The organism is Agromyces sp. PvR057 (assembly GCF_040547485.1).
Taxonomy (GTDB): Bacteria; Actinomycetota; Actinomycetes; order Actinomycetales; family Microbacteriaceae; genus Agromyces.
This window is the reverse complement of the sequence record NZ_JBEPPT010000001.1, coordinates 255,216-268,795: the sequence shown is the minus strand read 5'-3', so window position 1 is coordinate 268,795 and position 13,580 is coordinate 255,216. Positions and strand designations below refer to the sequence as shown.

Sequence of the window (13,580 nt, the reverse complement as noted above, 5' to 3'; positions counted from 1 at the left end):
TATCACCTCCGGGGCCAGGTTCCGAACCACGGGTCGGCGCCGCCCGTACCGAGGGCCGGCGGAGCCCGAACCGACGCCCGCAGCGCAGGAGCCGACGCCCGGCACACCCCAGACCGGGGGGCATACGGCCCGAATGGAGGGGCCGAGCGTCCCGATCAGTGCTCGCACCGATGCCGCGCGCCGGACGCCGCAGTACCCTCATCGCATTCCCGCGAGTGGGTCCGTCAGTTTTGGGGGTGACGGTGTTCTCGACCTTCACGGATGTCATCGATTCCGGGTCTCGCCCCGGTGCCGGTCGGCCTGCGCGCACGCCCCGCGGCCCGGCGCCCGTCACCTACGTGATCGGCGCCGCGGGCAGCGGCAAGTCCACGCTCGCGCGGCGGCTGGTGCTCGAGGCCGAGGGCGCGTTCATCTCGGCGACCCGTGACTGGAGCGATCCGGATGTCGCGCGCCGGGCACTCCTCGACGCCGCGGCGGGGTCGAACGGCACGCTCGCCGTCGACGACGCGCAGCACCTCATCGGCACGGCCGCCGAACCCGTGCTCGAGGCGTTCGTCGCGGCATCCGGACTCGGGCGCCTCATCGTGGTCTCACGCCGACCGCCGACCTTCGCGATCACCCGTGAGACCGTCGTCACCGCGCCGGCGCTCGCGCTGCGGCTGCCCGACGTCGCCGGGCTCTTCCGCGCCGTGTGCCACCGCAGGCTCGACCCCGAGACCACGTCGCGCGTGCGCCACGAGACGGCCGGATGGGCGCAGCTGGTGCGCGAGCTCGCGACGACGGCGGGCCAGGGCTCCGACGAGGCGCTCGACGCCTGGCTGGCCGACGCCGTGTACGGCGACACGGCCGCGGGCTGGATCGAGGAGGTGCTGGCGGATCTCCCGTCGACGCTGGTCGATGCCCTGACGATGACGAGCGCGCTGCCGCAGCTCGACCTGGCGCGCACCGCTGGCCTGCTCGGCCACCAGGGCGCGATCGCCCTCATCGGCGCGCTCGACGCCGGAGTCGTCATGCACACCCGCCGCGACGGCGGGCGCCGCGCCCTGCCGCCGATGCTGCGCCGGCACCTGTTGCGCAGCATGGACCCGCTCACGCGGACGGTCGCCTCGAAGACGGCGTGCCAGGTGCTGCTGGACGAGGGCGCCACCGCCGAAGCCGCCGACGCCCTCGCGGCAGGCCGGGCGTGGACCGAGCTCGACGACCTGCTCCGCGGCGACCCGGCCGCCCGGCGAGGTGCGGCACTGTGGGCCGAGCAGCCCTCGCGGCAGGCCCTGCGCAGGTCGCCCGGCATCGCGGCGGCGCTCGAGGCGGCCAGCGCCGACGACCGCATCACGGTGACGCCCCCGTCGGCCGCCGGGCACGCGGCATCCGCCCCGCTCGAGCACCACCCCGTGCTCTCGGATGCGCTCGACCGCATTCGCCGAGGCGACCTCGCCGGAGCCGTGCCGAGCCTTCGTCGCACCGCCCGAACCGCGGAATCCGTCGCGGACCGCAGTACGGCCCAACTCGCGCTGCTCGTCATCCGCGCACCCATCGCCGGTCAGCGCGAGACGCTCGACGGGCTGCTCGCCCTCGAGCGCCAGTGCGTCGAGCATGCGCTCGGCGGGCTCGCACGCATCACACGCGGTGCGATCGCGGCCATCACGACCGCGCGCGAACGCGGCACCGTCGCGCAGGTGTTCGACCAGCTCGAGCTTCGCGGCGACGCCATCGGGGCAGGCATCGTCATCGCCGTCGACGTGGTCGACCGATTCCGTCGGGGCGTCTTCGAGACCGAGCGCGCGACCGCGTTCGCCGAGCGCTGCGACCGACTCGGACTCGCGGATGTCGCGACCTGGGGCCGTGCCATGGCCGCCGTCGGCGCTGCGATCACCGACGACCGGCGGGCGCCCGACCTCATCGCCGCCGTCGATGCCGCCACGATCACGCTCCGGTTGCCCGGGCCGAGGGCGCTGCTCGAAGCGGCCGCCGCGCTCCGCTCGACCGATGCGGATGCCGCGGCGGCGCACGCGGGCATCGCCCGCCGCACGGCACTCGAGACCGGGCTGCCCCGCCTGCCGATGACGCTCCCCCGGCGCGCGCGGCTGCGCGTCGAGACGCCGCAGCCGACCGGGGTGCGCGTCGCGGTGACGTGCTTCGGCGGCTTCCGGCTCCAGCTCGACGGGGTCGAGGCGGACCTCAGGCTCGTGCGCCCCCAGGCCAGGATGCTGCTGCGCATGCTCGCCCTGAACGCCGGCGCCCCGCTGCACCGCGAGCTCATCGCCGACCTGCTCTGGACCGACCTCGGCAGCGAGTCCGCGCTGCACGCCCTGCACGTGAGCGTGTCGAGCCTGCGCCGCATGCTGCCCGCCTCCGGCCGGCAGGGCGGCATCGTCGAGCGCGTCGGCGAGGCCTACCGCATCGGCATCGCGGCGAACCACGACTGCGACCTCGCGGACTTCGACGAGCACCTGAGCGAGGCGGCGATCGCGAAGGCACGGCGGGATCCCGGCGTCGCCCGCGACCGGCTCGTCACCGCACTGGAGCTCTACCGGGGCGACGTGCTGCCGGAGGACGGCCCCGCGGAGTGGGCGGTGGGCGCGCGCGAGCGGTACCGCCACCGGGCCGGCGAGGCGGCCTCGTCGCTCGCGCACCTGCACTCCCACTTCGGCGAAACGCAGGCCGCGGTCGCCGTGGCCAGGCGCGCCGTGGAGATCGACCCCTGGCTCGACGACTCGTGGCGCACCCTCGTGACGATGCACGACCGGGCCGGCAACGTCATCGCCGCCCGGCGCGCCGAGGAGGGCTACCGCACGATGCGCAACGCGCTCGAGGCGGAGTGAGCGGGCCGGGTTCTACGTCCAGCGCTCCCGAGCCGGGACCTCATCCCACGGCCAGGTCGAGGGAGCATCGGCATCGACGACCTCGTACGACGGCGCACCGCGGATGCCCCCTGGCACCGCGGCGGGTCAGCGCCCGTAGAACTCCACCTCGGCGACGGAGACGTGCGTGTCGGGTGACGCGCCGTAGGCGCCCTCGATCGTGAACTGCACCGCGACGACGTCGTCGACGCCGACGTCGAAGCGCTGCGGACCCGGTTCGTCGGCGAGCTCGACCCGGACGTCGCGCGTCGCGCCCGCGGCATCCGTCGTCGTCACGAGCATCGACGACGGGCGGGCCTGCGCGAGGAAGTCGGCCTGCTCGACCGAAGCCCCCGGTGAGATCTGCACCGCGACGAGTCGGTAGGGCGCATCGAACGTCGCGGCCAGCCACTCGCCGACGGCGGGCCCGGTGGGCGCAGGCGCCCACGAGAGATCCGAGAAGCCGTCGTGCGCGAGCTCGGGCCCCCGGCCGTCGGCCGAACTCGACGCGGTGATGCCCGACGGGTTGTGCGCGCTCGAGTCGACCACGCGGTCGGCCGCGGTGGCCACGAAGGCCAGGATCTCGACGCGGAGGAACCAGGTGCCCCCGGCCGCGGCCGCGAGGACGAGCACGAGGACGATCCAGCCCACGCGGAACCGGCGCCGCCGCTTCGGCCTCGTGCCGGCGGCGGCCTGACGCGAGGCCGGCGGCGAGCGATCGGGCTCCGGCTCGAGCGGCGTCGCGCACCGACGGCAGAAGTGGCGTCCGGGGGCGTTGCCTGCGCCGCAGGCCGGGCACACGAGGTCGCCCGGCTTCGGCGCGTCGAGCGGGCCCGCCTTGCGACGAACCGGACGCTGCGGCACCGCCGTCGGCTTCCGCGGCGCCGGAGCGGAGGTCGATGCGGATGTCGGTGCGACCGGTTTCGGCACGCTCGCCACGCTGGCCGGGGCCGGGACCACGGCGGCGGCGGCAGCGACAGGGACGGGGACGAAGGCGGTCTTGGCGGGTTCTGCGGCCGGTTCGGGCTCGGGGTCGGGGTCTGAGACCGGTTCGGGCTCGGGGTCGGGGTCCGGCTCGGGGTCCGGTTCCGGCTCCGGTTCGGGCTCGGGGTCGGGGTCCGGCTCGGGGTCCGGTTCCGGCTCCGGCTCGGGCTCCGGCTCGGGCTCCGGCTCGGGCTCCGGCTCGGGCTCGGGCTCGGGCTCCGGCTCGGGCTCCGGCTCGGGCTCCGGCTCGGGCTCCGGCTCGGGCTCGGGCTCCGGCTCGGGCTCCGGCTCCGGCTCCGGCTCCCAGACGTCCTCGAACGAGGCAGTCGGCGGCCCCGCGGCATCCGACGCTCCTGCTCCGCGGTCCCAGGCGAGGTACGCGCCGCACTGGCCGCAGAAGTCGTCGCCCTCGTCGTTCTGGGTGCCGCACTCCTCGCACACCATGCCCCCGGCCATGTCACGCCCCCGCGATCTCGATCTCGATGCGGATGTGCGCGGGCACGACCCGGCGGGCCGCCCGATCGATGCGCCGTCGCAGCGCCTCGGCCGCCGCTTCGGGCGTGACCTTCGGCGATCCGGCCTTCGGGGCCGCCACCTTCGGCGGCGTGATCGAGATCCGCACCGCGCCGTCGGATGAGCCGGGAAGGGCGCCGTGCGCGGTCGCCGACCACGACGTGCCGCCGCTCTCGACCACCTCGACCGCGGCATCCGGGCCCGCGACGAGCTGCACGGTCTCGAGCACGCCGTCGAAGCGCCCGGCTCGCCGGTGCAGTCCGGCCGCGTCGGCGACGACCCGGCGTCGCTGCTCGACGGACCACTCCTCGTCGAGCTCGACGTCGACCCACGTCGCGAGCCAGTCGAGGAAGTCCTCGGGGGTCGTACCCGGCCGCACGTACGCATCGAGGTTGTCGAGCACCGAGAGCACCGGAGCGATCGAGGCGTCGAACGCGGTCAGCCAGCGCTGCAGGAACTCGTCCTCCTGCAGCACCGCCGGCAGCCGCATGACGTACGGCGACGGATTCTCGAGCTGTGGGACCAGTCCGCGCACGTCACACCCCCGCCGTCACGCGCACGCGGTGCTCGAAGCCGAACACGAGGGCGTCGGGTTCGAGGTCGATGCGCTGCACCGGATCTCCGCGCTTGCCGGTCACCGGGTCGGCGCCGAACAGCAGCACCTCGTCGACGAGCTCCGTGCCCGGCAGCGCCTGCAGCACCGCGTACACCTCGCCGGCGAGCACCGGCCGCCCGAACGGCCACCCCCCGCCCTCCGCGCCGCCGCGCGCCGCGTCGAAGTACGTGTAGAGGGCCGCGACCGCGTCCTCGCGCAGCCGCTCGACGGCCACGCGAGGCCGGGCGATGAGCTTGGCGACGATGGTGATGCCCTGGTACAGCGGCGGCTCGATCGCGAGCCGGGCGCCGACCGTGCGGCGATGCTCGAGGTCCTCGGCCAGCACCGTGAGCACCTCGTTCGACGGGATCAGGTCGGCGAACTCCACGCGCCCGTCCGCGGCGTGCACGGCCGCGGGCACGACGAGCAGCCGAACGCCCTGCTCCGACCCCGCGCCCGTCGCGGGCACGGCCTTCACCCGGGCGATCGACGGGGCGACCCGCTTCGCGAGCTGCTCGTAGTCCTCGAGCGTCACCGCCCGGTCGAGCGTGCGCAGCGTGAGCGGTCCGCGCGCCTTCGCCTCCTCGACGGTCTCGCCGTCGACCCCGTCGTGCGCCGACCGCCGGTTCACCACGCGGTTCACGAACGGCACCGTCGAGCGCAGCACCGACACGGCGCCCGGCGCGACGTTGCCGCGCGCACCGCCGCCGACGCGGTACCTCGGCACCCGGATCGGCGCGCCCTTCGGCGGCACCGCACCGTAGAAGCGCATGACCCCGTCGGCCTCGCGCACGGCGGGCGCGAACGTCACCACGCCACGCGTGCGGTCGATGCGCACGACGCGGGCATCGGCATCCTGATCGGCGAACTCGTCGACCTCGGTCCAGGTCTCCCATTCGGCGCCCGTGCCGACCTCGACCTCGAAGGGCGAGCCGTCGTCGACGACGGGCCGCACGGCGAGCCCGAACTCCTGCCCGGGCACGCCCTCGCTGAGCCCGAGGATCTCGTCGTCGACGGTCGTGGCGTGGATCGCGTTCGCCACCGCGCCGACCGTGTCGGCCGCGGCCGAGCGCACGAGCGGCGACGCGCTGTAGGTGGGCACGTCGGCCTCGCGCTCCTCGAGGCGCGTGCGGATCCAGCCGGCGCGCTCCCCCGAGATGACGGATGCCGCGTGCCCCGCCGGCACGATGAGCACGACGTCGCCGCGGCGGTTGAGCCCGCCCGTGGCATCCGCCACGACGTCGCACGCACGCCACTCGGATCCGCACCACGCCTCCCACACGATGGGCGGATCGAGCGGGTCGACGCCGACGCCGCGCACCGCGCAGTCGAGGTGCAGCGAGACCGCGAGCCCGGGTGCGGGGTCGTCGAGCCCGAGGAGCAGGGCGTCGCCGATCACCGGGACCTTCTGGAACGCGTCGAGCTCGTCGCCCTGCAGCTTCGTGTCCCGCACCCACGGGTCGCCCGCTGCGGGCTGGCTGCCGATGCGGATCAGCGACCGGGGCGGGATCTCGCGGTCGTCGACGGTCGTGAACACGATCGACTCCGAGGTCTCGGTGCGCGGGGTGCCGGCCTCGGTGCGGGCGGGCACGACGACCGTCGAGGTCTGCGGGGCCGACAGCCAGAAGACGAGCTCGGTGCTCGCGTTCGCCGGCGGGAACAGGGTGACCCCGAGCAGGTCGAGGTAGGCCAGGTAGAGCCGGTCGGGCACCCGGTTCAGGCGGTAGAGCAGCTCGTCGGTCATGAACGCGAACGCCTCGATCAGGGTCACGCCGGGGTCGGACACGTTGTGGTCGGTCCACTCGGGGCAGCGCAGCGCGACGAGCCGCTTCGCGTCGTCGACGAGGTCCTGGAACCTGCGGTCGTCGAGGTTCGGGGCGGGCAGGTTCATGAGGGCGCTCCTTGCTCCTGCGGGATGACGTAGAACGGGAAGACGAGGTTCCTCGGGTCGTTCGTGCCGAGGATCATGTAGCCGATGTCGATGTAGAGCACGCCGTCCTCGGCATGCTCGAGCGAGACCGACACCTCGCCGAGCTCGATGCGCGGCTCCCAGAACCGCAGCGCCGCACGCACGGCGACGCCCATCGCGCCGGCGGTCGAGGCATCCGCGGGTGCGAAGACGTAGTCGTGCACCGCGCAGCCGAACTCGGGGCGCATCGGCCGCTCCCCCGGCGCCGTCGCGAGGATCAGCCGGATGCTCTCCTCGATCTCGCGCTCGTCGGAGGTGAGCGCGATGCGACCCGTGGCATCGGCGTGCACGGGGAACGACCAGCCGTGCCCGACGAACTCTCGAGACATCCGCCCCGCTCCCTTCCCGTGATCGCGACCCGGCCGCACTCGACCCGATCGGCCCCCACTCAGTTGATCTTGACGACGCTGCCCTTGACGGTCGTGATGCCGGATGCCGAGAGCTCGGCGGTCGCCTGGCCCTTCAGCGCGAGGGTCGCCCCCTCGATCTCGGTCTTGCCCGTGCCCTTCAGGGCGAGCGACGCCCCCTCGATCGACAGTTCGCCGGTGGCCTTGATCTCGATGCTCGAGCCCGAGAGCGCGAGCTTGCCCTGATCGGCCTTGACCGTCGCATCGGCCTTGGCCGTCACCGTGACCGGCCCCTCGGAGATGATCTCGATGCCCTTCCCGCCCGACTGCGTGAGCGTGACGCGCTGCTTGCGGTCGGTCGTCGAGAGGGTCAGCGTCTCGGTGCCGGACTCCTCGGTGAACACGACCTCCATGCCCGTACGCGAGGTGAACGAGCGCTTGACGACCTTGCCGCCCTTGACCGATTCGGCCCACGTCGTGGCCGGCTCGTCCTTCCCGTTGTAGAGGCCGCCGATCACGTAGGGGCGGTCGAACCGGCCGCCCTCGAACGCGACGAGCACCTCGTCGCCCACCTCGGGCACGATGACCGACCCTCGCTTCGGCCCAGCTCCCGCCTGCACGGTGCGGGCCCATCCGCTCACGTAGTCGTCGGACAGGTACGGGAAGGTGAGCTTCACCCGGCCGGCCTGCTGCGGATCGTCGATGTCGCTGACGAGCGCCGAGACGACGCCGGGCATGCGCGCGGCACCCGCGGCCGATCCGCCGCCCGCCAGCGCGCCGCCGCCGCTCGCGAGGCCGAACAGCGAACGGTCCGAGGCGTTGCTCACCGTGACGGTCGTCGTGTACCCCGACTCGGCCGAGAACTCGTGCGTCGCCTCGGTGACCGTGTACCGGCCGTCGAACGGGGCCCCGTAGCCCTTCAGCGACACGGCGGTGCCGGAGTGCATCTGCGAGTTGCCGAGGAGCCTCGCCTCGACCTCGGCGAATCCGCCCGCGATGCGGTCGGCGACCGCCTTCGCCTGGCTCTCCTGCGCGCGCTGCAGCCCGTCGCCGAGGGCCGACACGTACGCGGGCGACCCGAACGCGCTCGCGACCGTGGCCGGCTTCAGCGTCGCGAGGTCGACCGACCTGGTCTCGGGCTTCGCCTTGGCGATGACCGCCTGCTTCTGCTTCGGATCCCACCCGCGCACCTCGACGTCGGGCACCTGGCTCGCCGCGGTCACGGTCGACGTGAGCCACAGCGTGTTCATGCCGTGCTCGATGACGACCGGGTCGTCGCGCGCCGACTCGGCGCCGGCCGGGGCCTCGTTCGCCATCGTGCGGGGCGCGAACACGAGGCCGTCCTCGACGACCGAGAACGTGCAGCCCGAGGCATCCGCGAGGCGCTTCAGGAACACCCAGTCGCTGACGTTGTCCTGCGTGACGTGATCGATCACGCTGGTGTCTGGCGCCTGCACCTGCTTGACGCGCACGTTCGCCCGGCGGGCGACCTCCTGCACGATGTCGTCGACCGTCTTGTCGAGGTACGCCGCGACCCGCCGCCCGCGCGAGAGCCGGTGCGACCGGTCGAACCCGCGCACCCTCGTGCGCAGGGCGCCCGCGACATCCTCACGGTCGATCGCGGTCACCTCGCCGTCGAGCAGGCGCTGCGGACCCTGCGAACCGTTCTCGGAGACCGTGAGCAGCACGGCCTTGCCGATCGCGAACCCGGCATCGGCGAGCACGGTTCCCGCCGGGTCGGCGAACTCGAGCTCGAACGAGTCCGGCAGGTTCGCGGCATCCGTCACCCGGCCCGTGACGAGCAGGCTCGACGCCCCCGCGGGCATCGGCCGCCCTTCGACCGAGACGAGCAGGAGGCTCGTGTAGGTGTCAACGGCCGGCATTCGCGACCTCCTTGCGCACGACGACCAGGGTTGCCGGTCGCACGAGTTCGTCGGCGGCCGGCAGGAACACCGCGCGACCCGGCACGAGCCGCATCGGGTCGTCGATGCCGTTGACGTCGGCGAGCACGCGCCACATCGCGGCACTGCCGTACTCGCGGTAGGCGATCCCGGCCAGCGTGTCGCCCTCCTTGAGCGTGTGCACGCGCCTCGGCCGCAGGCCGCCGGACGTCGGGTTCTGTTTGCCGGGTTCCTCGGCGATCTCCTCGAGCGAGACCGAGCACACCGCGCGCAGCGGCGTGCCGGTCGGCGAGAACAGCGTGTACTTCGCCGAAACCGACTTGATGTACCCGACGAAGCCCGAGAGCACGCCCCACTTGAACCGCACCCACGGCGCGGAGGGGGTGTCGCTGCGCTTGGAGTCCTTCGTCGGCGCGCACGCCTGGAACAGCTTCTCGACGCGCTGCACGACGCTGTCGCCGCCAGAGCCCTGGGTGTCGTCGAAGAACATCTCGACCGAGAGCTTCTGCGCCTCGGGCCCCTGGTAGGTCGCGGGCGGCGCGGAGGAGGCCTTCTTCTGCTTCTCGGTCTTCCAGCTCGCCGACTTCGCCATCGTGAGCTCCTTGGGGTTCATCTGGAACTCGATCGAGCCGATCGGACCGCCGGGCACGCCGGGCGTCTTGCCGGGCTCGAGCAGTTCGAGCACGGCGTGCGTGAGGCTCGCGCTCGTGGTGTCGGTCTTCGTGACGGGCATGGGATGCTCCTCGGGTCAGCCGTCGGCGTCGATGCCGTGGTGGGCGAGCTCGAGGGTCTCGGTCAGCACCTTCGGCTGGTCGGCCGTGAACGACGGGCCGGTCCAGCGCACCGGCACGACCCGCTGCAGGTACCAGGTCGCGATCTTCTCGCCGTAGGCGTTCTGCGCCTGGATCTCGGCGGTGCTCGGCTTCAGCGCCGGGGCCTTCGAGATCCACGCGAGGATCGGCCCCGAGGTGCCCTTGCCGACCGGGCGCGAGAGCTTCACGTTCGAGAACTTGAGCCGCGTCGGCAGCTGCCAGACGAAGCTGTTGTTGCCGCCCTCCTCGCGGGATTCGAGCACGACCTCGACGCCGAGCCCCTCGCAGCTCGCGAACTCGCCGAGCGATTCGCCGTCGATCTTCACCACATAGCTGACGCCGACGGCGATCTTGGTGTCCTCGATCATGTCGCCTCCCCCCTCAGATTCCGTCGATCCGGATGCCGCGGCGTTCCCGATCGAGCAGCAACTCGGCCTTCAGGCGGCGCGCGAGCGGGCCGTACAGTCGGGCGGCGAGCGTCTCGATGCCCGCGGGCGAGGTGTCGATGCCGCCCGGCGCCCCGCCGGCTGCGGCGGCTGCTCCACCGGCCGCCGGGGCGGAGGCGGTCTCCCCCGGGGGCTCGGCGGGCGGTGCCGATCCCGGGTCGACCGCGGTCTGCACGACCGGGCCCGTCGAGGTGCCGCCCGACCAGCCCGCGGCGTCGGACCAGGCCGCGGCGTCGGGGCCATCGAAGGCGCCGCCCTCCGAGCGACGTGGGGGCGCCGGCGGCACGACCGGCAGCACCATGCGCGAGGCGGATACCGCGGGCGGCCCTGCGATCGTCTGCGGGGCGCGCTGCACGGCGACCGGGGTCGCGGCGGGGTTCCGGAGCACGCCCGGTGCCGTGCCGGCGAGCGCCGACCGGGCCGGGGCCCGGGCGTCGGATGCGGCGAGGCGGCTCACGACGAGCGCCGGAGCGCCGGAGCCGGAGGTCGTCCCGGGTCGAGCGGGCGAGTCGGCGGCGTGCGCGGCGTGTGCGGCGAGTCCGGGGAGTCCGGGGGCTCCGGCCCCGGTGCCGCCTACGGCGTCGGCACCGCCGGCTCCGGTGGCGTCGTCGACGGGCGTGAGCATGCCGATGCCGTCGAACGGGTCGTCGACGGGCGTGACGGCCGCGTCGAACCCGCCATCCGCGAGCGGCGCGTCTGCGGCACCGGTCGAGCGCGGGGCCGAGAGCCCGAGCGTCCGCTGCACCCAGCCGAACACGCCGCCGGAGGACCCGGACGGGGCCGCGGGCGCGCGCTCCGAGCTGGGCGCGGTCGGCCCGGTCGAGCCGCTCGGCGCGCCCGCCTCACGGTGCACGCTCGAGGCCTGACGCTGGATCGCGGCAGCATGGACGGTCGCCGCGGCCGTGAAGCCGGGCGCCGACGACGGCAGCGGGTCGACGGTGACCGCCGTCGCCGGAACGGCCCGCGGGCGCACCGGCCCGCTCGACGACGCCACCGTCTCGAACGAGCTCTCGAGTGCGCGCTGCGCGATGAGCGGAACGACCAGCGGTGCCGGTGCCCGGTCGTCCGCGGGAGCGCCGCTCCCGACATCGGGTGCGACGTCGGATGCCGCGAGCCCGACCTCGCCCTGAGCCTCGCCGTCGGCCCGGCTCGACGTGCGCTGCAGCACGAGGTCGACCGGCGCCGCCCAGCCACCCGAGCCCGCGACAGGCGCGAGGCCGCCCGCACCTGCGCCGTCGCCGTCGCCGTCGCCGGGGAATCCCACCGGCCGTTCGGCGGCGTCGCCGAGGATCGACGGCTCGCCGCCGTCACTCGTCGGCGCACCGGGGTCCCCGCCGGCAGCGCGGGCGGTCGGCATGGCCGGCAGGCTGGGCGAGACGGCCGCATCGGGGGCGGCGGTCGCCTCGCGTTGCACGGCAGGCGTCGACGGGATCGACGTCGGCCCGTCCTCTGCGGCGGTGCCGATCGGCACGATCTCGGGCACCGACCCCGTCTCCGCACCGCGGATCGGAACGGATCCGGGCGCGGAACGCTCGATGCGCCCGCCGGCCGGCAGCGGAGCGCCGAGGCCCATGCGCCGACCGCCCGGCTGCGTCGCGGCCGTCGAGCGCTGCACCGGGGCGGGGGCGTGCGACGGCTGCGCCGGCAGCGCGGTGGGCGACGTCGACGGTCGCGGCAGCGGAGCCGCGAGGCCGAACCGGCCGGGGTCGCGCTCAGGCGGCGCGGCCGCGATCGTCGGCGTCTCGGCCATCTCGACGGGGTCGGATGCCGCCGGCAGGCCGTGCGCCGATGCCGATTCGTCCGTCGGCGGGGCAGGCGTGCGGGAGACGACGTCCTCCGCGGGCAGGCGCTGCACGCTCGGCAGCGACAGGTCGGGCGGAACCAGGGCGACCCCGGGGTCGGCGTTCGCGGTGCTGCCGCTGGATTGCTCCGACGCGTCGGCCACCGGCATCCGCTCGCCCATGAGCGACGTCTCGCCGATCGCCGGCTCGGTCATCGCCGGCTCGCTCGCCGACGCAGCCACGACGGGGGTCTGCTCGAACGCGCCCTCCGCTCGGGCCTCGGACTCCGCCTGGACGGCGGTCCGGGCCTCCGCCATGGGTCCGGCCGAAGGCGGGATGCTCGGGAGCGCCGTGGTCGCCATCGGGCTCGGCGTCGAGCCCGCCGATGCGGCCTGGCGCTGCACCGCGACGCGCCGCTCGCGCGCCTGCTCGGCCGCCGTCTGCGGCGGACGCAGGGTGAGGTCGGCGACCGCGGCCCGTTGCACGGGCACTCCGAGGTCGCTCGCCGCGGCGGCCACCGTGCCAGCTGGCGCCGCGGAGTCCACGACATGCGTGAGTTCGGCCACCCGGCTCGGAATCACGCGCGTCGGCAGGGCGTCGACCCACCCGGCGCGGAGCGTCGCGGGCGGGGCATCCGCGATCTGGCGCTGCATCGGCGGCAGGAACGCCCAGCCCGCGGGCGAGAACGCCGTCGAGTCCGTCCCGGCGGCACGCGCCGCGGCGCCGTCACCGGATCCTTGCGCCCGCCCGCCGTCGTCGGCAGTGATGCGCTGCCACGGCCAGCGCATCACTGCTCCTCGGTGAGCCTTGTGTTGATCGCCGCGATCTCGCGCACGTAGCGCAGGCGCTCCGCGTGCTCCATGTCGAGGATGTCGTCGAGCGACCAGTGGAAGTGAAAGGCGACGTACGCGACCTCTTCATGGATGCGGTCGGTCGAGTACGTCATGATTCCCCCAGGCGGCCGCCCGCGAGGTCCGCGGTGAACCGGTGCGAGCACTCCGGGCAGGTCACGGCGATGCGCGTGTGGCCCTCGGCGTTCACCCGCCGGTAGAAGTCCTGCAGGAACGCGACATCCGAGGCGAACATGTTCTCGACCACCGACGCGTCGATCGCGCCGAGCGAGCCGAGCGAGGTGATCACCCGACCGAGCAGCACCACCGTCGTGTAGGCGGGGTTCTCCTGCACGCGGGCGTCGTAGAGCGGCAGGAGCTCGTCGCGCGCCGTCGCGAGGCGCATGACCCCGCGGCGATGCACGGTGCCGTCCGAGCCGACGTACCCGCGCGGCAGCTCGAAGGCGAACTCGGTGCGCATCACCCCGTCGTCGGCCGCCGAGGGTGCGCCCGAGGCATCCGTCCCCTCGGTGCTCGGCCTGGTGGCGATGACGCGTTGCAT

General features: G+C 74.3%; 11 protein-coding genes. 1 reads left to right on the top strand and 10 read right to left on the bottom strand.

Annotated elements, in window-relative coordinates:
• The first annotated feature begins 242 nt into the window (after nucleotides 1-242).
• Nucleotides 243-2,822: an AfsR/SARP family transcriptional regulator gene (locus ABIC29_RS01185; RefSeq protein WP_354241982.1), complete on the top strand. Its 2,580-nt coding sequence runs from the start codon at nucleotides 243-245 to the stop codon at nucleotides 2,820-2,822.
• A gap of 126 nt (nucleotides 2,823-2,948) precedes the next feature.
• Here the strand turns inward: ABIC29_RS01185 and ABIC29_RS01180 are convergent, their stop codons facing one another.
• Genes ABIC29_RS01180 through ABIC29_RS01135 form a run of 10 tightly spaced genes read right to left on the bottom strand, consistent with a single transcriptional unit; the run spans nucleotide 2,949 to nucleotide 13,580 of the window.
• Nucleotides 2,949-4,280, bottom strand: a complete 1,332-nt coding sequence (locus tag ABIC29_RS01180; protein WP_354241979.1) for a zinc ribbon domain-containing protein — start codon at nucleotides 4,278-4,280, stop codon at nucleotides 2,949-2,951.
• A gap of 1 nt (nucleotide 4,281) precedes the next feature.
• A complete protein-coding gene (locus ABIC29_RS01175) occupies nucleotides 4,282-4,872 on the bottom strand; it encodes a phage tail protein (protein ID WP_116080483.1) in 591 nt (196 codons plus the stop codon).
• 1 nt (nucleotide 4,873) lies between these two features.
• Nucleotides 4,874-6,823, bottom strand: coding sequence for a putative baseplate assembly protein (locus ABIC29_RS01170; RefSeq protein ID WP_116080482.1), 1,950 nt, complete (start codon nucleotides 6,821-6,823; stop codon nucleotides 4,874-4,876).
• Nucleotides 6,820-7,230, bottom strand: a complete 411-nt coding sequence (locus ABIC29_RS01165) for a GPW/gp25 family protein (protein WP_055854980.1) — start codon at nucleotides 7,228-7,230, stop codon at nucleotides 6,820-6,822. Before ABIC29_RS01165 ends, ABIC29_RS01170 begins: the two co-directional genes overlap by 4 nt.
• Before the next feature lie 59 nt (nucleotides 7,231-7,289).
• On the bottom strand, nucleotides 7,290-9,131 hold the full coding sequence (locus tag ABIC29_RS01160; RefSeq protein WP_116080481.1) for a VgrG-related protein: 1,842 nt from the start codon (nucleotides 9,129-9,131) through the stop codon (nucleotides 7,290-7,292).
• On the bottom strand, nucleotides 9,118-9,882 hold the full coding sequence (locus ABIC29_RS01155; protein WP_354241974.1) for a CIS tube protein: 765 nt from the start codon (nucleotides 9,880-9,882) through the stop codon (nucleotides 9,118-9,120). The genes ABIC29_RS01160 and ABIC29_RS01155 overlap by 14 nt, the downstream gene beginning before the upstream one ends.
• Before the next feature lie 15 nt (nucleotides 9,883-9,897).
• Nucleotides 9,898-10,329, bottom strand: a complete 432-nt coding sequence (locus ABIC29_RS01150; protein WP_116080479.1) for a phage tail protein — start codon at nucleotides 10,327-10,329, stop codon at nucleotides 9,898-9,900.
• Nucleotides 10,330-10,342: 13 nt separating this feature from the next.
• The gene (locus tag ABIC29_RS01145; RefSeq protein WP_354241971.1) at nucleotides 10,343-12,976 is read right to left on the bottom strand and encodes a hypothetical protein; all 2,634 of its coding nucleotides are present in this window, start codon (nucleotides 12,974-12,976) and stop codon (nucleotides 10,343-10,345) included.
• Nucleotides 12,976-13,134, bottom strand: coding sequence for a DUF6760 family protein (locus tag ABIC29_RS01140; protein WP_199471231.1), 159 nt, complete (start codon nucleotides 13,132-13,134; stop codon nucleotides 12,976-12,978). Before ABIC29_RS01140 ends, ABIC29_RS01145 begins: the two co-directional genes overlap by 1 nt.
• Nucleotides 13,131-13,580: a hypothetical protein gene (locus ABIC29_RS01135; protein ID WP_116080477.1), complete on the bottom strand. Its 450-nt coding sequence runs from the start codon at nucleotides 13,578-13,580 to the stop codon at nucleotides 13,131-13,133. The genes ABIC29_RS01140 and ABIC29_RS01135 overlap by 4 nt, the downstream gene beginning before the upstream one ends.

Excerpts from the sequence above, each read along its gene's own strand:
- ABIC29_RS01180 (WP_354241979.1), bottom strand. The coding sequence starts at position 4,280 with ATGGCCGGGGGCATGGTGTGCGAGGAGTGCGGCACCCAGAACGACGAG.
- ABIC29_RS01170 (WP_116080482.1), bottom strand. The coding sequence starts at position 6,823 with ATGAACCTGCCCGCCCCGAACCTCGACGACCGCAGGTTCCAGGACCTC.
- ABIC29_RS01165 (WP_055854980.1), bottom strand. The coding sequence starts at position 7,230 with ATGTCTCGAGAGTTCGTCGGGCACGGCTGGTCGTTCCCCGTGCACGCC.
- ABIC29_RS01160 (WP_116080481.1), bottom strand. The coding sequence starts at position 9,131 with ATGCCGGCCGTTGACACCTACACGAGCCTCCTGCTCGTCTCGGTCGAA.
- ABIC29_RS01155 (WP_354241974.1), bottom strand. The coding sequence starts at position 9,882 with ATGCCCGTCACGAAGACCGACACCACGAGCGCGAGCCTCACGCACGCC.
- ABIC29_RS01150 (WP_116080479.1), bottom strand. The coding sequence starts at position 10,329 with ATGATCGAGGACACCAAGATCGCCGTCGGCGTCAGCTATGTGGTGAAG.
- ABIC29_RS01145 (WP_354241971.1), bottom strand. The coding sequence starts at position 12,976 with ATGCGCTGGCCGTGGCAGCGCATCACTGCCGACGACGGCGGGCGGGCG.
- ABIC29_RS01140 (WP_199471231.1), bottom strand. The coding sequence starts at position 13,134 with ATGACGTACTCGACCGACCGCATCCATGAAGAGGTCGCGTACGTCGCC.
- ABIC29_RS01135 (WP_116080477.1), bottom strand. The coding sequence starts at position 13,580 with ATGCAACGCGTCATCGCCACCAGGCCGAGCACCGAGGGGACGGATGCC.